Source organism: Staphylococcus sp. Marseille-Q1834, assembly GCF_916858875.1.
In the GTDB taxonomy this organism is placed as follows: Bacteria; Bacillota; Bacilli; order Staphylococcales; family Staphylococcaceae; genus Staphylococcus; species Staphylococcus pragensis.
The window spans coordinates 323,989-341,832 of the sequence record NZ_CAKASN010000001.1; the positions used below are offsets into that span (position 1 = coordinate 323,989).

Annotated in this window: 18 protein-coding genes and 1 tRNA gene; 4 read left to right on the forward strand and 15 right to left on the reverse strand. The window is 33.9% G+C overall.

From position 1 onward, the window contains the following. Positions 1-20: 20 nt before the first annotated feature. The 9 genes from LIX58_RS01730 to LIX58_RS01770 all read right to left on the reverse strand — a co-directional run bounded on the left by LIX58_RS01730 (position 21) and on the right by LIX58_RS01770 (position 9,345). On the reverse strand, positions 21-761 hold the full coding sequence (locus LIX58_RS01730) for an alpha/beta hydrolase (RefSeq protein ID WP_154836519.1): 741 nt from the start codon (positions 759-761) through the stop codon (positions 21-23). A 228-nt stretch (positions 762-989) separates the two neighbouring features. Further along, positions 990-1,223 (reverse strand): preprotein translocase subunit SecG, encoded by a 234-nt coding sequence (secG, locus tag LIX58_RS01735; protein ID WP_103297444.1) that lies wholly within the window; start codon positions 1,221-1,223, stop codon positions 990-992. A 67-nt stretch (positions 1,224-1,290) separates the two neighbouring features. Next, positions 1,291-1,761: a hypothetical protein gene (locus LIX58_RS01740; RefSeq protein ID WP_154836518.1), complete on the reverse strand. Its 471-nt coding sequence runs from the start codon at positions 1,759-1,761 to the stop codon at positions 1,291-1,293. Between the two features lie 295 nt (positions 1,762-2,056). Next, on the reverse strand, positions 2,057-3,361 hold the full coding sequence (gene eno, locus LIX58_RS01745; protein WP_126565133.1) for a surface-displayed alpha-enolase: 1,305 nt from the start codon (positions 3,359-3,361) through the stop codon (positions 2,057-2,059). 156 nt (positions 3,362-3,517) lie between these two features. After that, complete coding sequence (gene gpmI / locus LIX58_RS01750) at positions 3,518-5,035, reverse strand: 2,3-bisphosphoglycerate-independent phosphoglycerate mutase (RefSeq protein ID WP_154836517.1); 1,518 nt, start codon at positions 5,033-5,035, stop codon at positions 3,518-3,520. 1 nt (position 5,036) lies between these two features. Continuing rightward, the gene (gene tpiA, locus LIX58_RS01755; RefSeq protein WP_226386021.1) at positions 5,037-5,798 is read right to left on the reverse strand and encodes a triose-phosphate isomerase; all 762 of its coding nucleotides are present in this window, start codon (positions 5,796-5,798) and stop codon (positions 5,037-5,039) included. 120 nt (positions 5,799-5,918) lie between these two features. Next, a complete protein-coding gene (locus LIX58_RS01760; protein ID WP_154836516.1) occupies positions 5,919-7,109 on the reverse strand; it encodes a phosphoglycerate kinase in 1,191 nt (396 codons plus the stop codon). A gap of 163 nt (positions 7,110-7,272) precedes the next feature. Next, complete coding sequence (gene gap / locus LIX58_RS01765) at positions 7,273-8,280, reverse strand: type I glyceraldehyde-3-phosphate dehydrogenase (RefSeq protein WP_103297438.1); 1,008 nt, start codon at positions 8,278-8,280, stop codon at positions 7,273-7,275. Between the two features lie 48 nt (positions 8,281-8,328). Further along, a complete protein-coding gene (locus LIX58_RS01770) occupies positions 8,329-9,345 on the reverse strand; it encodes a sugar-binding transcriptional regulator (protein WP_154836514.1) in 1,017 nt (338 codons plus the stop codon). A 337-nt stretch (positions 9,346-9,682) separates the two neighbouring features. On the opposite strand from LIX58_RS01770, the gene LIX58_RS01775 reads away from it, so the two are divergent. Next, a complete protein-coding gene (locus tag LIX58_RS01775; protein WP_154836513.1) occupies positions 9,683-9,901 on the forward strand; it encodes a hypothetical protein in 219 nt (72 codons plus the stop codon). A 105-nt stretch (positions 9,902-10,006) separates the two neighbouring features. Here LIX58_RS01775 and LIX58_RS01780 read toward each other — a convergent pair whose 3' ends face one another. Further along, on the reverse strand, positions 10,007-10,765 hold the full coding sequence (locus LIX58_RS01780; RefSeq protein WP_154836512.1) for a DUF4887 domain-containing protein: 759 nt from the start codon (positions 10,763-10,765) through the stop codon (positions 10,007-10,009). A gap of 703 nt (positions 10,766-11,468) precedes the next feature. On the opposite strand from LIX58_RS01780, the gene LIX58_RS01785 reads away from it, so the two are divergent. Both LIX58_RS01785 and LIX58_RS01790 read left to right on the forward strand, forming a co-directional pair. Then, complete coding sequence (locus LIX58_RS01785) at positions 11,469-12,368, forward strand: TIGR01777 family oxidoreductase (protein ID WP_154836511.1); 900 nt, start codon at positions 11,469-11,471, stop codon at positions 12,366-12,368. An 18-nt stretch (positions 12,369-12,386) separates the two neighbouring features. Further along, positions 12,387-12,575: a hypothetical protein gene (locus LIX58_RS01790; protein ID WP_126565125.1), complete on the forward strand. Its 189-nt coding sequence runs from the start codon at positions 12,387-12,389 to the stop codon at positions 12,573-12,575. 56 nt (positions 12,576-12,631) lie between these two features. Here LIX58_RS01790 and clpP read toward each other — a convergent pair whose 3' ends face one another. Continuing rightward, entirely contained in the window at positions 12,632-13,225 is a 594-nt protein-coding gene (gene clpP, locus LIX58_RS01795) for an ATP-dependent Clp endopeptidase proteolytic subunit ClpP (protein ID WP_126565124.1), read from the reverse strand. A 170-nt stretch (positions 13,226-13,395) separates the two neighbouring features. Here clpP and LIX58_RS01800 point away from each other — a divergent pair. Further along, positions 13,396-13,467, forward strand: a tRNA-Arg gene (locus LIX58_RS01800). 190 nt (positions 13,468-13,657) lie between these two features. Here the strand turns inward: LIX58_RS01800 and whiA are convergent. The 4 genes from whiA to trxB form a co-directional block, all read right to left on the reverse strand. Further along, entirely contained in the window at positions 13,658-14,602 is a 945-nt protein-coding gene (gene whiA / locus LIX58_RS01805) for a DNA-binding protein WhiA (protein WP_154836510.1), read from the reverse strand. 141 nt (positions 14,603-14,743) lie between these two features. After that, positions 14,744-15,730 carry a gluconeogenesis factor YvcK family protein gene (locus tag LIX58_RS01810; protein ID WP_226386022.1) on the reverse strand — a complete coding sequence of 329 codons (987 nt, stop codon included), beginning with the start codon at positions 15,728-15,730 and terminating at the stop codon, positions 14,744-14,746. Beyond that, positions 15,727-16,650 (reverse strand): RNase adapter RapZ, encoded by a 924-nt coding sequence (gene rapZ / locus LIX58_RS01815; protein ID WP_154836647.1) that lies wholly within the window; start codon positions 16,648-16,650, stop codon positions 15,727-15,729. The genes LIX58_RS01810 and rapZ overlap by 4 nt, the downstream gene beginning before the upstream one ends. Positions 16,651-16,852: 202 nt before the next feature. Continuing rightward, positions 16,853-17,794: a thioredoxin-disulfide reductase gene (trxB, locus tag LIX58_RS01820; RefSeq protein WP_126565121.1), complete on the reverse strand. Its 942-nt coding sequence runs from the start codon at positions 17,792-17,794 to the stop codon at positions 16,853-16,855. Positions 17,795-17,844 lie beyond the last annotated feature (50 nt).

Genomic DNA, 17,844 nt, shown 5'->3' on the forward strand with positions numbered 1-17,844 from the left:
ATTTCTTATTATTTATTTTATTATTCAGACCAATCTAACGTTTCTAAGAAGTCATATACGTCTTCGAATACTTGTTCTTTCTCTTTGTCGATTGTAATGACATGACCTGAATTTGCATACCATTTGATGTGTTTATCATCTGAATCTACATTGTCATATATATAATTAGCTGATTGAGGATTAATCATTTGATCCTTTTCAGCTTGAACGACTAGGATAGGATCTAAAACTTCGTCGATTTCATTTCTAACATTACCTAGTGTTTCACTTAGTTCTTTTAATGTTTCAGTAGGATGGAAATCTTCCATTTCTTTATCAATTATCTCTTGATCCTTGCCTTCATATTTCTTGAAATTACGTGCATATTCTAAGAAGCCTTCATAAATAGTACCTTCTGTTTTCACTTCTGCAGGTGCACACATTGTTATAATGCCCTTAACAGGTCGATTTAAGCTTAATTTTAATGCAAATACACCACCCAATGATAAACCTGCCACTGCAATTTCTTCATACCCTTGATCTACTAAATAGTCGTAACCATCAAGTACATCTTTGAACCAAACATGAGGACTAGATTTTAAAATTTCTTCTGGTGGTGCTGCATGTCCTTCATATTGCGGGGCGTATGATGTATACCCTTTTTTCTGTAAGAAACGTCCTAATTGTCTTACATCTGATGAATTGCCTGTGAAACCATGTAATAGTAAGACAGCACGTTTGCCTTCTTCAAAAAAGAACGGTTGTGGTAATTTAATTTGCATTGAATAATCCCTCTCCATCTTGTTATCTATGTTACTTTATTAAGTACTCCCTGTACTTATGTCTTCTTACTTTCTTTAAAGACAATTATAGTTATAAGCAGTATATAATATTCCCGTATTCCACTGAAATTATACATGTTGTATGGTCTTTAAACCATTACTTTGTTTATGAGACACTATCACTACTTAATTATAAATAAAAAAGCCCGACATTTATATCGTCGGACCTTATAAACCAAAATAACTTATACCAATCATTAATAAGAAGAAAATGACTGCTAAAATAATTGTTAATCTATGCAAGAATAAATCGACGCCACGTTGTTTTTGTTTACCAAATAACTGTTCTGCGCCACCACTAATAGCACCTGAAAGTCCATTACTTTTACCTTCTTGGAGTAATACAACAGTGATTAATGCAATACAATCGATTATTAATAGTACTATAAAAAGTGTATGCATGAAAATTGTCCTCCGTTCATTATATACGTTCAAGATTATATCATACTCAATACTTGCTTATCAATGTCTAACGATTGAACGTGCTTTTACGCACAAATGATATCACTAGCATATATATCGCTAAAACGATTGATCCAATAATAACGATTACAATAGGTGCAATGAATAATGCTGATTTAACAGCGATAATTGCGTTAATCACCATTGCTAAGTTTACGAGTGTAAACAATACGTTAGATACATATACTGCGAACATGAACCACCATAAATACTTATGACGATTCCATAACGCAATGACACCTGCTAAATACGCTAAGATATACATGATTCCTGTGTATCTAAAGCTATTTAAGATATTTGCGACAGTACTATCATTCACTTTTTGACCCGCTTGCGTTAATAGCTCCTTAGCCGTTTGTGTATCTAGTGCTACAAAGTTATGAATAATCAATAATATACTAAATATTAAAGAACTGTAGCCGATTAATTTGCCCGCATTACGTTCTCGTTTACTAACCTGTGGGGATTGATGCTCCATGTTTAATTCTCCTTCTTTTCAATACACGCTTATTATATCAGTTTGCTAATGTAAGTTAAATACAGGGGGGTGATGAAGGTAGTTTGTTCACATGGATGTCGTATTTCAAGCAGAGTGTGGGTAGCTTCATCGTATGGTGTTTGCTCTCTCTGAAATGAATTTATGTGGGGGTGTATGGTCTCCATTTCCCCAAAATAAAACTTAAAAAGCCTGCCACAGTCTCAACTCTGTGACAGGCGATAATCATTTGCGTGAACTCTATTCTTTTTAAAACTGAAGTTTAATCAGCGTTATCTTATTTATCTAAATTGTAGAAAGATTTAATGCCGTCAAATTTAGCAGTTTCGTATAATTCGTCTTCAATACGTAATAATTGATTGTATTTAGCGATACGGTCAGTTCTTGATAATGAACCTGTTTTGATTTGGCCAGCGTTTGTAGCTACTGCGATGTCAGCAATTGTTGTATCTTCAGTTTCACCTGAACGGTGAGATACTACTGCAGTGTAGCCTGCTTTTTGAGCCATTTCGATTGCTTCGAATGTTTCAGTTAATGTACCGATTTGGTTAACTTTGATTAAGATTGAGTTACCGATACCTTGTTCAATACCTCTAGATAAGATTTCAGTGTTTGTTACGAATAAATCGTCACCTACTAATTGAACTTTGTCGCCGATACGATCAGTTAATTGTTTCCAACCGTCCCAGTCGTTTTCATCCATACCGTCTTCGATAGTGATGATTGGGTATTTACCAATTAATTCTTCTAAGTAGTCAACTTGTTCAGCTGCGCTACGTTTCGCACCATGTTCACCTTCGAATTTAGTGTAGTCATATACACCGTTTTCGTAGAATTCTGATGATGCACAGTCAAATCCTAAGAATACGTCTTCGCCTGGTTTGTAACCTGCTTTTTCGATAGCTTTGATGATTGTTTCTACAGCATCTTCAGTACCTTCGAATTTAGGAGCGAAACCACCTTCGTCACCTACTGCAGTTTCTAAACCGCGTTCGCTTAAGATTGATTTTAAGTTATGGAAGATTTCAGCACCCCAACGTAATGCTTCTTTGAATGATTCTGCACCTGTTGGTAAAATCATGAATTCTTGGAATGCGATTGGTGCATCTGAGTGAGAACCACCATTAACGATGTTCATCATAGGAACTGGTAATTGTTTACCGTTGAATCCACCTAAGTATTTGTATAAAGGTTGACCTAATAAGTCTGCTGCTGCACGTGCAACTGCGATAGATACGCCTAAAATAGCGTTTGCGCCTAATTTACCTTTGTTAGGTGTACCGTCTAATTGAATCATCATTTTATCGATAGATACTTGATCTAATACTGAGAATTCACCTTCAACGATTTCTGGTGCAATAATTTCGTTAACATTTTCAACGGCTTTAGTTACACCTTTACCACCGTAACGAGATTTGTCTCCATCACGTAATTCTACTGCTTCGTGTTCACCTGTAGAAGCTCCTGATGGTACTAATGCACGGCCAAAAGCACCGCTTTCAGTTAAAACTTCAACTTCAACTGTTGGGTTACCACGTGAGTCTAAGACTTCGCGAGCATAAACATCTGTAATAATTGGCATGTTAAAAATCTCCTTTTAATTTAGATTCTATAATTATTATAGCTTGATTTTAAAATTTAATAAAATATTTGTACTATTTTAAGAACAGCTCAATATAGGTAGGTTGAGCATTACTACCTATATTGAAAAAGTTCTCATTCACGGTTATTTGTGAAATTAGTGTTTGATTAATGACTCACCAGTCATGTCTGATGGTTGCTCAACACTCAATAAGTCAAGTAATGTTGGCGCTAAGTCACCTAGACGACCAGTTTCACGTAATGTAACGCCTTCTTTAGTTACAATTACTGGAACTGGGTTTGTAGTATGAGTAGTCATTGGTTGATCATCATCAGTTAACACTTGGTCAGAGTTACCATGGTCAGCTGTGATAATTGCATAGCCATTCATGTCTAAGATTTTGTCAACGACTTCACCTAAACATTCATCTACTGCTTCAATCGCTTTAATTGTAGGCTCTAGCATACCACTATGGCCAACCATATCAGGGTTAGCAAAGTTTAAGATAATTAAATCTAAATCACCTTTGTCTAACTCTTCAAGTAGTGCATCTTTAACTTCATATGCACTCATTTCAGGTTTTAAGTCATACGTTGCTACTTTAGGTGAATCGATTAAACGACGACGTTCACCTTCAAACTCTTCATTACGTCCGCCACTCATGAAGTAAGTAACATGAGGATATTTTTCAGTTTCTGCGATACGTAATTGAGTTAAGTTATTATTTTGAGCAACTTCGCCAATTGTATTAGTTAAATCTACTTTTTCAAAGACAACTTCTGCTTCCACATCATCATTGTATTTAGTAAAAGTAGCGTAGAATAAATCTTTTACTTGTTCTACTTTAAAGCCATCAAATGCTTTATTAGTAAATACTTCTGATAATTGTGCTGCTCTGTCAGGACGGAAGTTAAAGAAGATAACTGCATCTCCATCATTCACGCCATTATTTTGACCTTCAACGATAAATGGTTCAACAAATTCATCTGTTAAATCATTAGCGTAGTTTGCTTCCACACCTTCTTTAGCAGAAGCATAAGATGGCCCTTCAAAATTGCGAATAGCGTTGTATGCTTTTTCTTCGCGGTCCCAACGTTTGTCACGGTCCATTGCATAATAACGACCTGAGATTGAAGCGAATTGACCTAAGCCTATTTCTTTGAATTTAGCTTCAGTTTCTTCAATATATTTAAGCGCTGATTTTTGATCAACGTCACGACCATCTAAGAATGCATGTACATAAACTTTATCTAAACCTTTTTGTTTAGCAAGTTCTAATAATGCAAATAGATGTTTATAGTGACTGTGCACACCACCATCTGATAATAAACCAAATATGTGTAATGCAGAATTATGGTCTTTGACATGTTGTGCAGCATTGCTTAATACTTCATTCTCATAGAACTCGCCATCTTCAATTGACTTGTTGATACGAGTTAAGCTTTGATAAACAATACGTCCTGCACCGATGTTCATGTGACCAACTTCAGAGTTACCCATTTGGCCTTCAGGTAAACCTACGTCTAAACCACTTGCTTCAATTTGAGTTGTTGGATATTTGCTGTAATAGCGGTCAAAGTTAGGTTTATGCGCTTGTTTTACAGCGTTACCATGTTCACTTTCTCGGTTAGCAAAACCATCTAAAATGATTAATGCTGTTGGTTGTTTAGCCATATTATTTAGCACCTTCTAACAATTGTACAAAACCTTCAACTTTTAATGATGCGCCACCAACTAATGCACCATCAATATCAGATTGACCCATGTATTCTTTAACATTGTTAGGTTTCACACTACCACCATATTGAATACGTGTTGCATCAGCAACGTCTTGGCTTGCAACGTCTGCAATTGTTTTACGTACTTGTGCACACATTTCATTAGCATCTTCAGATGTAGCAGATTTACCAGTACCAATAGCCCAGATTGGTTCATAAGCGATAACAACTTCTTTAAGTTGATCATCAGATAAACCTTCTACAGCTTTTTTAACTTGATTGCTAACAACGTCATTAGCTTTACCGTTTTCACGTTCTTCATCAGTTTCACCAACACAAATAATTGGTGTCATACCGTGATTGAATACAGCGTGAGCTTTTTTGTTAACATCTTCATCAGTTTCGTGGAATAATTCACGACGTTCTGAGTGTCCAATGACAACGTATTTAACACCTAAGTCAGCTAATGCTACTGGAGAAGTTTCTCCTGTATATGCACCATTATCTTCGAAATAAGTGTTTTGAGCACCAATTTTTAATCCTTTTGCTTTACCATCGTTCACTAGAGAAATTAATGCATCTAATTGAATTGTTGGTGCGCAAATTACTGATTCAACTTCTTTTTCATCAGGTAATGCAGGTAGATTATTTACAAAGTCTTTAGCTTCTTGAACTGTTTTATTCATTTTCCAGTTACCAGCTATGATTGGTTTTCTCATTGATTACACTCCTATATATAATAATTATTTTTTTAATGTTTAATAAGCTAAACATCTTAGCTTTAATATGTTTTCCCTTGAAAATGAACTCAAAAACGTTATTCATTTTCAAAAGTTTAATTATTTATCATTAATTGCTTTAATACCTGGTAATTCTTTACCTTCAAGGTATTCTAATGACGCACCGCCACCAGTAGAGATGTGAGTGAAGTCATCTTCAAAGCCTAATGAAATTGCAGCAGCAGCTGAGTCACCACCACCAATAATAGTAGTAGCGTCTTTTAAGTTAGCGATAGCTTTACATACACCGATTGTACCTTGAGCAAAGTTACTGAATTCGAATACGCCCATAGGTCCATTCCATACTACTGTGTGAGCACCTTCTAATTCTTTAGCGAATAATTCAACGGTTTTAGGACCAATATCCATTGCTTCTTGGTCTGCAGGAATTTCATTGCTTGATACTTCAGTAATCTTAGCATCATTAGAGAATTCTTTAGCTACTTTAGCATCGACAGGTAAGACGATTTGATCGCCGTTATTTTCTAATAACTCTTTAGCGAAATCAATTTTATCTTCTTCTAATAAAGATAAACCGATTTCTTTACCTTGAGCTTTTAAGAAAGTATACGCCATACCGCCACCGATAAGGATTTTATCAGCGATATTCACTAAGTTTTTAATTACGCCAATCTTATCAGAAACTTTAGCGCCACCTAAAATAGCAACTACTGGTTTATGTGGGTCATTTACTACGCCACCGATAAATTTAATTTCTTTTTCCATTAAGTATCCAGCAGCAGTTTCTAAATGCGTAGAAATACCTACGTTTGATGCGTGTTCACGGTGAGCCGTACCAAATGCATCATTTACAAATACGTCACCTAATGAAGCCCAATATTTACCTAATTCAGGATCATTTTTAGATTCTTTTTTACCATCTAAATCTTCAAAACGAGTATTTTCAACTAATAATACGTCGCCTTCATTTAAGTCTTTAATTGCAGATTCTAATTTTTCACCACGTGTTTCAGGTACGAAAGTGACTTCTTTACCTAATTTTTCAGATAATGCTTCTGCAACAGGTTTTAAAGTTAAACCTTCTTTGTCACTTTCTTCTTTTACTTTTCCTAAATGAGAGAATAATACTAATTTACCACCTTGTTCAATGATGTACTTAATTGTAGGTAATGCTTGAACAATACGGTTATCGTTTGTGATTTTACCGTCTTTTAAAGGTACATTGAAATCAGCACGTTCAAGAACAACTTTTCCTTTTAAATCTAAATCAGAAACAATTTTTTTTGCCATTATAATTTCCTCCTCTAATAGGAATTATTGATATAAAAATAAGCGGAGAAGCGTTAGTGCTCCCCGCTTACTCATAAGCTAACTTATTTCTATAATTTGTACAAGTGAATTTTTGAAAAGACAGTTGTACTGAGCACAAGTTTGTTTTAACTAGGCTTCTAAATTATTTAGATAATTCTGCTAAATATTCTAAAGTACGTACTAATTGAGCAGTGTAAGACATTTCGTTGTCATACCAAGCTGCAACTTTAACTAATTGACGGTCACCAACTGACATTACACGAGTTTGTGTAGCATCGAATAATGAACCGTAAGTCATACCAACTACGTCTGAAGAAACGATTTCGTCTTCAGTGTAACCGAATGATTCGTTTGAAGCGTTTTTCATTGCATTGTTAACGTCTTCAACTGTAACGTCTTTTTCTAATACAACTGTTACTTCAGTTAATGAACCAGTTGCTACAGGTACACGTTGTGCACCACCGTCTAATTTACCATCGATTTCAGGAATTACTTTACCGATAGCTTTAGCTGCACCTGTTGAGTTAGGTACGATGTTTTGAGCTGCTGCACGAGCACGACGTTTGTCACCTTTTTTGTGAGGACCGTCTTGAGTCATTTGGTCACCAGTGTAAGCGTGGATAGTTGTCATTAAACCTTCAACGATACCGAATTCATCGCTTAATACTTTAGCAACTGGTGCTAATGAGTTAGTAGTACATGAAGCACCTGATACTACTGTTTCAGAACCATCTAAATCTTTGTGGTTAGTGTTGAATACGATTGTTTTAACGTCACCTTTAGCTGGTGCAGAAATTAAAACTTTTTTAGCTCCTGCATTGATGTGAGCTTCTGCTTTTTCTTTATCAGTATAGAAACCAGTACATTCTAATACTACGTCGATATCTAAATCGCCCCAAGGTAATTTGCTTGCATCTGGTTCTTCATAAGATTTAACTTCTTTACCATTTACACGGAAACCACCATCGATAACTTCAACTTCACCAGTGAAGCGACCTTGCATAGTGTCATATTTTAATAAATGAGCTAACATTTCGTCGTCAGTTAAGTCGTTTACTGCTACTACTTCAATTCCTTCTACATCTTGAATTCTTCTGAATGCTAAACGACCAATTCTACCAAAACCATTAATTGCTACTTTTACTGCCATTATAATGGCCTCCTTTAAAATGATATTTAAAAAGTGATTAACTTTTTATTACTTATTTAATATTACTTTTGCTGCTGCTTCATCAGTAATTAATACTGTATTTTTAGGAGCAATGCTTAGGTAAGCTTTAATTGCTTCACCTTTAGATTTACCCCCGGCAACAGCGAATATAAATTCTTTCGTTTCTAAATCCTCAAGTTGTAAACCGATTGTTTTAACTTTATAAACAACCTTTCCTTGAGCGTCAAAATAGTAACCGAAAGCTTCAGCAACGGCTTGGTGATGTTGAAGGCTTTCAATCACCTCATCAGACGATTGTCTACGATGCGCCATCTTCAGCGCATCACCAATACCGTGAATTGTTATATTTGCTTGTTTAATTTTATCTAATGTATGTACGACAGAAGGTTCCATCAATAATGTATTATAAGTCGATTCACTTACATTATCAGGTACATATAATGTCGTGTAATAACCACCAGTTTGTTGAGCCATACTTGCTGAAATTGTGTTGGCTTGATAAATAACATTCTCACCAAGTCCGCCTCGAGCTGGAACAAAGAAAACGTTGAATGGTAATAAGTGCATCGCTCGACTTACATTAGCCATAGTAGATCCACCTGTTACCGATACAATTGCATCTTCATACAATATATTTTCCAATAACTGACCAGCTTGTCGACCCATTTCAGCTTTTACATTCTCGTGATTATCAGCATCACCAGGTACGACGTGAACTTCTTTAATGTTATATGCCGTTTTGATTTGTGAAGCGAGTTGATTATCATCACTATAAACATTGAAGTAATCATTGAGTTGGTTTAAAACTTCGGTGCCTTCGTCTGTAATCTCCATACCTGTTGATTTAACTTGAATAAGATCTTGCTTTTTCAGCATATCTGTTTCAGATCTTAAAACACGCTCTGTAATATCCATATGCTCACTTAAACTTCGTCTACCTACTGGTTGATTATTTGAGATAGTAGTTAAGATAGAAAAGCGTCGATACATTTTATCTATTAAATCAGGTATCAGCTTTTGTTGAATTTTAATCAAGTCTTTCACTACTACCTTCCTCCTTTATTTATCAAAGGTAACCAATAGCATAAAAAACTGGTTTGACTTTTTATGTCCCACCTGGGACAAAATCTAACCTCTTTACACTTGCAATAGTACTATTGTGTTTATGAAAATGCAAGAGAAAAACTCTAATATTTTAAATTATCTGTAAAATTATTCCTAAAGAGTATAATTGATACATTTTTCGTTCACATATAGGTGTTAAAATCTTCTTATTTTAAAATATTACCCTTTCATTTGATTTATTATGCGAATTGTTATTATTTTATTTTTGCAATATTTTTAGTTTAAAATAAAGTAAATATATGAGGAGGAATTGAACATGAGTCAAGAGGAACGAGATAAAATTGAAGTTATTGACCCATCCGATCGCAGATATAAAGATGATAATTATTTTAAAAATGAAAAAGATGATTTTGAACATTCTTCACCTATTCATTATCAATATGGTTGTGGTTGTCCTTTTGGTTGTCTTTCTTCTATTTTTATTTCTGTCATTCTTTCAATCTTATTAACTTTTTTACTTAATTGGATGTTCTAATTAGAAGTTCATATACATGAGGCATGTTATCTTGCATCAATATTACCTTTCCACACGAAAAACGCCCTCCAACTTTTTATGGTGAAGGGCATTTCTTTAAGTAATTTAATTTTCGTTTTCATTTGATGCCTGTGATTGTTGACTTTGATTTTGAGTTTGCGTTTGCGTAGTACTACGTTGAGCAGACTGTTGAGTTGATTTTTGTTGAGTTGCAGTTTCTTGTGTATTCGACTGTTGAGTACTATCGGCACTTGACGATTGATTAGTTGCTGTCTCATTATTGTTGTTATTATTATTTGAAGCTGAACCAGAATGTGTAGCATTTGATTGAGAAGAGTCATTTACATTATCATCATCGTCTCGTTCCTGTGTTGGTTGTTCTTGAGTATCTGTTGATTTATTTTGTGTAGAGTCTTGAGTTGATTTTTGTTGTTTAGTATTAGAATCATTCGTTGTTTCTCTCGTGCGCGGCGCTTGTTGCGTATTTTGTTGAGAAGATGGTGTAGCCTGTTGTGTTTGTCGTGTTTGTTGTGATTCTTGTGTTTCTTGTGTCTTAGGCGCTTGTCGTGTTCCTACATTGCCTTGATCAACGATATCTGCATTATATTGTTCATTGTTTTGTGCTGTATTTCTCTCTTTTGGTTGAGTTCCTTTTTCGTTATCCGCCTTATCTTTAGACTTTTCTTTTTTGTCTTTCTTATCTTCTTTTTTATCCTTATCATCTTTGTGCTTTTCTGTAGTTTGATTACTTAAACGTTCATTGCCACGTTTTGAATTATCTACAAATGAGAAAATAGCAAAAGCTAGTCCTATAAGTAAAAGTAAAATGACAATTGTACTGATAATTTTTGAAATACCACTCATTTTTAATTGTCTGCCTCCGTCATCTTAATTTTTTTCTAAGTCATATCATTTTCCACATTTAAACATAGTGGTGTATTTCTATGAATGTAGCATATAATTTTACAGCAATTACCTAAAAAATCATATTGAAAGAATTTAGGTTAAAAAATAAATATCATATATAATCTCTTATATATGATAACATCATAAGTACCAACAAACACTAAATTTAAATAAGTTATCTCATTCTATATTTGAAAGCGTGATAAAAAATGCATGAAGCCTTTTCAAAAGAAGGCTTTGATAATAGCACTACAAGTAAAACTACACATAAGTCGATGATGGTCAATAATGACCATTATGATGAGGATAAAAAATCGTCCTTTGATTTTTTACTGTTATCAATTATTTTTATCCCTTTAATCATATTACTCTTAAAAATTTTTTATTAGTACTATAATAGATATACAATAAACCCATACGATTAACGTATGGGTTATTACTAAAGGGAATCAAAATTGACCTTCGCTAATTATGGGTATACTAATATTAATTGAAAGATGTTAATAGTATGCGAAGGTTCTTCTTTATTATATCTTAAATTTTCCAAGAAATAATCAGGTTTACAGCTTAGGAAATGACATATTATTGACTAATCATTGGACATTATTTGAACAAAATAATGTGTTATTAGAATTAAAAACTATTCAAAAGAGGTGTAAACATGAAACAATATCTTATTACCGGTGGCACAGGAATGGTAGGTAGCCACTTAGTTGAAGAAATTAAAAAACAGGATGCGCATATCACTATCTTAACGCGTAGTGATAAAGAAAGTGATGAGCCTAAAATTTCATATATAAATTGGTCTAAAGATGGATGGGAAGACCAAGTTCCAGATATTGATGTGGTCATCAATCTTGCAGGTGCATCATTAAACAAACGATGGACTGAATCATATAAACAAATGATTATGACTAGTCGTATCCAATCTACACAAGCTTTAGTGGATTTATTTAAAAATCGTTCTAAAAAACCTGAAGTATTATTTAATGCAAGTGCCATGGGATATTATCCTCCAAGCTTACATCAAACATATACTGAGCAATATCACACACTTCCATTCGATTTCCTATCAGATGTAGTGTATCAATGGGAACGTATTGCTAAACAATTTGAGGATTTTGGTACCCGTGTTGTGTTAGGTAGATTTAGTATGATTTTATCTGAAGAGGGAGGTTCTCTCCCAATGATGAAATTGCCATATAAATTCTTTGTAGGTGGTAAATTAGGTTCTGGTCGTCAATGGTATTCTTGGATTCACATTGATGATTTAGTTCGCGCTATTTTATTTACGATTAATGAACCAGCTGCTAAAGGGCCATTCAATATGGCAGCCCCAATTCCTGAACGTCAAAATTTATTTGGTTATACGCTTGGTCGCGTTATGCATAGACCACATGAAACATGGGTTCCAGCCTTTGCCATGAGAGCAGCTTTAGGACAAATGTCTACAGTAGTGTTAGACACGCAAAAAGTGATACCTAACAAACTTGATGCGTTAAATTTTGATTTTAAATACCCTAACCTGAAGGTAGCTCTTAAAGATTTAATTAGCAAGTAAACATAGGAGTTTGATACCATGAATGACAACAAGTTAACCTATATTTTGCTTATTATTGCAAGCATATTTCTTATTTTGAATGGTATATTTGCTTTTGAAAATAATATAGCCATTATCATAATGTCTATATTTTTCTTAGTCATAGGTATACTATTATTAGGTGTATCAGTTAGATTATTATTAAAAGCATCAAAACATTCTAGATAAGTATAAGAAAAAAGGGAGCGCCATTTTCGGCGCTCCCTTTTAAATATTAATTTAACTTATTTATTTTGATCTTCAGGTTGCATTACACTATCAATTAAACCATATTCTTTAGCTTCGTCAGCTGTTAAGAAGTTATCGCGGTCAGTATCTTTTTGGATTTTTTCAATACTTTGACCAGTACGTTCAGCTAAAATTCTGTTTAATTTTTCACGTGTTTTTAGGATATGGTTAGCAGCGATTTCAATTTCAGTTGCTTGACCTTGAGCGCCACCTAATGGTTGGTGAATCATTACTTCAGCGTTAGGTAATGCGAATCGTTTACCTTTTGCACCAGCTGCTAATAAGAATGAACCCATTGAAGCAGCCATACCGATACAAATTGTTTGAACATCTGGTTTAATATGTTGAATTGTATCATAAATCGCAAATCCAGCAGTCACGCTACCGCCTGGAGAGTTAATATATAGATAAATGTCTTTTTCAGAGTCTTGAGCTTGTAAGAATAATAATTGTGATACAATTGAGTTTGCTACGTTATCATCAATTGCTGAACCTAACATGATGATACGGTCTTTTAATAAACGTGAATAAATATCGTAAGCACGTTCGCCACGATTTGTTGTTTCAATAACTGTAGGAATTAAATTCATTTATATTTCCTCCTTGTAATTAACTGTTGTCCTCATTTTACAACAAAAGTCAAATATGGTCAAAAATTAACTATTGACGCATTTTTTTAGTTTTTTGTACACTATAAACATATATACAGATTGTACTTTTAAAATTACAAATAGTACAGAAATTTGGCTTTTAATATTCTCTCCCCGTAGTGTAATGGATCGCACGTAAGATTCCGGTTCTTAAAATAGAGGTTCGATTCCTCTCGGGGGGATCAAATCTGTGATAAAACGCTGGTATTAAAGCGTTTTATTTTTTATTTAAGAAAGTATTTTCCTCAAAACTATTATCTAAATTTTTTTACTAATCCGTATATTTAAGTCATAAAAATATTTAATACAATCTTTTTTCCAATAATAAAAAAGATATTTTTGATTACCACTCAAAAATACCCTTCTTCATATTTATAATTCTATTTTCTCACCGCTTCGTATTTTATCAGCTAGTTCGTTTAATTTTCTCAAGCGATGGTTAACGCCTGATTTAGAAATAGGACCTGTCGAAATCATTTCCCCTAGTTCTTTTAATGAGATTTCTTGATGTTCTACACGCAATTTAGCAATTTCTCTTAATCGGTCTGGAAGATTCTCAATACCGATTTCTTCATCGATAAGTTGAATGCTTTGTACCTGTTTCATTGCAGCACTGACCGTTTTATTTAAATTAGCGGTTTCACAGTTTACTAAGCGGTTGACTGAGTTTCTCATATCTCTGACTATACGCACATCTTCAAATTTCAAGAGTGCTTGATAGCCGCCTATTAAACTTAGGAATTCAGAGATTTTTTCTGCTTCTTTTAAATACGCGATACTTCCCTTTTTACGTTCTAAATGTTTAGCATTTAAACCATAACTATTCATGAGCTTGGTTAATCCTTCAGAATGATTCTCATATTGAGAGAATATTTCTAGATGATATGAAGACGTTTCTGGATTATTGACCGAACCGCCTGCTAAAAACGCTCCACGTAAATAACTTCTACGCATTTCATCATCTTTAATCATACTTGCATCAATATCGTGTACAAAGATACCATTTTTTAAAATTCCAAGTTCATCAAGAATCTCTCTAGCTCTCACCTTAGTACGACAAATATATATATTATTTTTCTTTAATTTCATTTTCTTACGTACTAATATTTCAATTTCAACATTAAATATTCGTTTAATTAATGAGTAAATACGGCGTGCAGTTGTCGCATTTTCAGTTTGAACATTAATTACAAATTGTTGATTAGATAGACTGAGGGCACCGTTCATACGGATTAATGCGCTAAGTTCCGCTTTAGCGTTGCTTTCATCTACTTCTATACGTGTTAGTTCATTTTTCATGTCTGATGCAAAACTCATCGCCTTATTTACCTTCCTTTCTAATCATTATCATAAATATATGTAATTAACATTCCAAAATGAATTAAGTTAGCATAACGCGTCATTTATAAACACATGCTTTCTATTGTATCATAATTTTTATAGTGTAAAAATGACATCTTATTTCTTAGGTTTGAATTGAATGGTACTAGTTAATTCAAGTGCTAAATCATAAATTAATTTAGCAAGTTCTTTATTATTATGACGTACTAAATATTGATCATACACTTCTACTAAATGAGAAGATGTAATAATCTTAATATTATTCTTAGTTAAATCATCTTCATTCATAACTACAGGTTGAGCGTTACGATTTTTATAATGTTTTAAAATGTCTTCATCATATTTCTCATCGCTACAAATCACATAATCAATAAATTGCTTGCCAGCATGATCATGAATTGCATTAATATGATCTAAAACATCATAATTATTTGTTTCTCCCGGTTGTGTCATAATATTAGAAATATAAAGTTTAGGCGCTTTTGAACTCAGAATAGCATCTGACATGCCTTTAACGCATAAATTGGAAATGACACTAGTGTATAAAGAGCCAGGTCCTAGCACAATTAAATCCGCTTCAGTAAGAGCATCTATGGCTTCTTCCATAGGTTCTACGTTAGATGGTTCTAGATATACGCGCTCAATTCTTTTATTTTTTTGAGGGATTTTAGATTCCCCTTTAACAATTTTTCCATCTTCTAGAATGGCATTTAACATCACATTAGTGTTTGTAGACGGAATTACTTTCCCTTTAATATTTAAGATTTTACTTAATTCTTTAACCGCATGACCAAAGTCATTTTTAATATTAGTAAGTGCAGCTAATAAAAGATTCCCAAGTGAATGCCCTTCAATTTGATGTTCTTCAAAGCGATATTGAAATAATTCTTCTAATATAGGTTCTACATCACTAAGGGCTGCAATTACATTGCGAATATCACCTGGCGCAGGTATGTCCATTTCATTACGAATCTTCCCCGTGCTTCCTCCATCATCAGCTACTGTCACGATAGCAGTGATATCAATTGGATATTCCCTTAATCCCCTAGCTAATACTGATAGGCCTGTCCCCCCACCTATGAGTACAACTTTTAACTGTTTCATTTTTTCACGCCACTTTCAATATGTGCATCTCTGTGATGAACATAAACATTATAATCAAAAATCTCTCCAAGTTCTTGACCAATACGCTTAGCTAGTGCTACTGAACGATGTTGTCCGCCTGTACAACCTATCGCAATGACTAACTGAGCTTTTCCTTCTTTTTTATACCCTGGAACCATGAACTTTAGTAAATCCATTAGCTTCTCATAGAAAATTTCTGTCTCTTTCCATTTCATAACATAATTGTAGACCGCTTCATCTTCTCCCGTCATCGGTCTCAAGTCTTCTACATAATATGGGTTAGGTAAAAATCGAACATCAAATACTAAGTCAGCATCCATTTGAATCCCATGTTTGAAACCAAAACTTGTCACATTGATACTAAATGACTTGAAATTTTCATCTTTAAATTTCTTTTTAACTCTCTCTTTTAATTCTTTAGTTGTTAGGTCGGTAGTGTTTACAATATAGTTTGCAAAAGTACGAATTCTAGAAAGTAGTTGTCTTTCTTCAAGAATAGAGTCGATGAGTGACATTTGTCCATTTTCATTTAATGGATGGGCACGACGAGATTCTTTGTATCTAGAAATTAATTTTTCAGTATCCGCTTCTAAGAACATCACATCAACGATGACGTCGTTGCGACTCTTTATTGCATCAATTTCTTCTACTAATGACGTAAATAATTCTTTACCTCTTAAATCAATAGCAATCGCTACTTTTTGCAACGATGGGTTCCCTTGTTCCATTAATTCTACAAATTTCGGTAATAAAATAGGTGGTAAATTATCTACACAGAAGAAACCTATATCTTCAAGACATTGAATGACTACAGATTTACCTGCTCCTGATAATCCTGTCACTACTAATAATTCGCTTTTACTTATTTTTTCACTTGTTTCATTGCCTGTTTGATTTATCACTATGAACACCGCCCATTTAATCTATATTTATATCTAATATGTATGCATAAATATTTAATTACTTTCATAATATCACATGTTTAAGAGAACGTAACTAATGAGATCGTTTTGTTTATTGTTTCATTTTCAAATAAAAAAAGCTAGAACAATACCATTCATGAAAAGTACATCGAGGCATTATTCTAGCTTGATTCTATACTTACGCTTCTGCTTTATCTTTTAATTCTTCAATGTAGTCGATTGCGCTTTGAGCGGCAATACTACCATCACCAGTAGCCGTTACAATTTGACGTAGGCCTTTATCTCTTACATCTCCAGCTGCAAAAATACCAGGGACAGATGTTGTCATGTCATCTTTAGTAACGATATAACCCATATCATTAGTGATACCTAGGTTATTAAATGGTGTAGTTAATGGTTTCATTCCGATGTAGATGAATACACCGTCAGCATCTAATGTTTGTTCTGAGGCATCTTTAGTAGATACTAGTGTAACGGAACCTACTTTACCATCTTTTTCATTGATTGATTTTAATGTATGGCTCCAAATAAAGTCGATTTTGTCATTTTTGAATGCGCGATCTTGTAATATTTTTTGAGCTCTTAATTCGTCTCTACGGTGCACAATTGTAACCTTATCTGCAAACTTAGTTAAGAATGCGCCTTCTTCAACTGCAGAGTCACCGCCACCGATAACGAATAAGTTTTTATTTTTAAAGAATGCACCATCACATACTGCACAGTAACTTACGCCACGTCCACCTAATTCTTGTTCACCAGGCACGCCAATTTTTTTATATTCTGCACCAGTTGAAATAATAACAGCATGTGCTGTGATTTCTTTATTACCTAAATTAATGACTTTATAGTCACCTTTATCTTCAATAGATTTAATATCGCCATATTGATATTCAGCGCCAAATTTTTTCGCATGTTCGAACATTTTAGTTGATAAATCTGGGCCAGTAATCATTTCAAAACCTGGGAAGTTTTCTACTTCTTCTGTGTTAGCCATTTGGCCACCTGGCATTCCTCTTTCAATCATAACAGTGCTTAAGTTTGCACGTGATGCATAAACTGCTGCAGTCATACCAGCGGGTCCAGCACCGATAATCGCAACATCATAGTTTACTTCAGTCATTTTTATGCCTCCTACGTTTTTATTATCATGCGCATTATATATTATAAAAG

Excerpts from the sequence above, each read along its gene's own strand:
- gpmI (WP_154836517.1), bottom strand. The coding sequence starts at position 5,035 with ATGGCTAAACAACCAACAGCATTAATCATTTTAGATGGTTTTGCTAAC.
- trxB (WP_126565121.1), bottom strand. The coding sequence starts at position 17,794 with ATGACTGAAGTAAACTATGATGTTGCGATTATCGGTGCTGGACCCGCT.
- whiA (WP_154836510.1), bottom strand. The coding sequence starts at position 14,602 with ATGAGTTTTGCATCAGACATGAAAAATGAACTAACACGTATAGAAGTA.
- clpP (WP_126565124.1), bottom strand. The coding sequence starts at position 13,225 with ATGAATTTAATTCCTACAGTTATTGAAACAACAAATCGTGGCGAACGT.
- LIX58_RS01790 (WP_126565125.1), top strand. The coding sequence starts at position 12,387 with ATGAATGACAACAAGTTAACCTATATTTTGCTTATTATTGCAAGCATA.
- LIX58_RS01775 (WP_154836513.1), top strand. The coding sequence starts at position 9,683 with ATGAGTCAAGAGGAACGAGATAAAATTGAAGTTATTGACCCATCCGAT.
- gap (WP_103297438.1), bottom strand. The coding sequence starts at position 8,280 with ATGGCAGTAAAAGTAGCAATTAATGGTTTTGGTAGAATTGGTCGTTTA.
- LIX58_RS01730 (WP_154836519.1), bottom strand. The coding sequence starts at position 761 with ATGCAAATTAAATTACCACAACCGTTCTTTTTTGAAGAAGGCAAACGT.
- eno (WP_126565133.1), bottom strand. The coding sequence starts at position 3,361 with ATGCCAATTATTACAGATGTTTATGCTCGCGAAGTCTTAGACTCACGT.
- LIX58_RS01785 (WP_154836511.1), top strand. The coding sequence starts at position 11,469 with ATGAAACAATATCTTATTACCGGTGGCACAGGAATGGTAGGTAGCCAC.
- LIX58_RS01760 (WP_154836516.1), bottom strand. The coding sequence starts at position 7,109 with ATGGCAAAAAAAATTGTTTCTGATTTAGATTTAAAAGGAAAAGTTGTT.
- LIX58_RS01740 (WP_154836518.1), bottom strand. The coding sequence starts at position 1,761 with ATGGAGCATCAATCCCCACAGGTTAGTAAACGAGAACGTAATGCGGGC.
- LIX58_RS01810 (WP_226386022.1), bottom strand. The coding sequence starts at position 15,730 with ATGAAACAGTTAAAAGTTGTACTCATAGGTGGGGGGACAGGCCTATCA.
- tpiA (WP_226386021.1), bottom strand. The coding sequence starts at position 5,798 with ATGAGAAAACCAATCATAGCTGGTAACTGGAAAATGAATAAAACAGTT.
- secG (WP_103297444.1), bottom strand. The coding sequence starts at position 1,223 with ATGCATACACTTTTTATAGTACTATTAATAATCGATTGTATTGCATTA.
- LIX58_RS01780 (WP_154836512.1), bottom strand. The coding sequence starts at position 10,765 with ATGAGTGGTATTTCAAAAATTATCAGTACAATTGTCATTTTACTTTTA.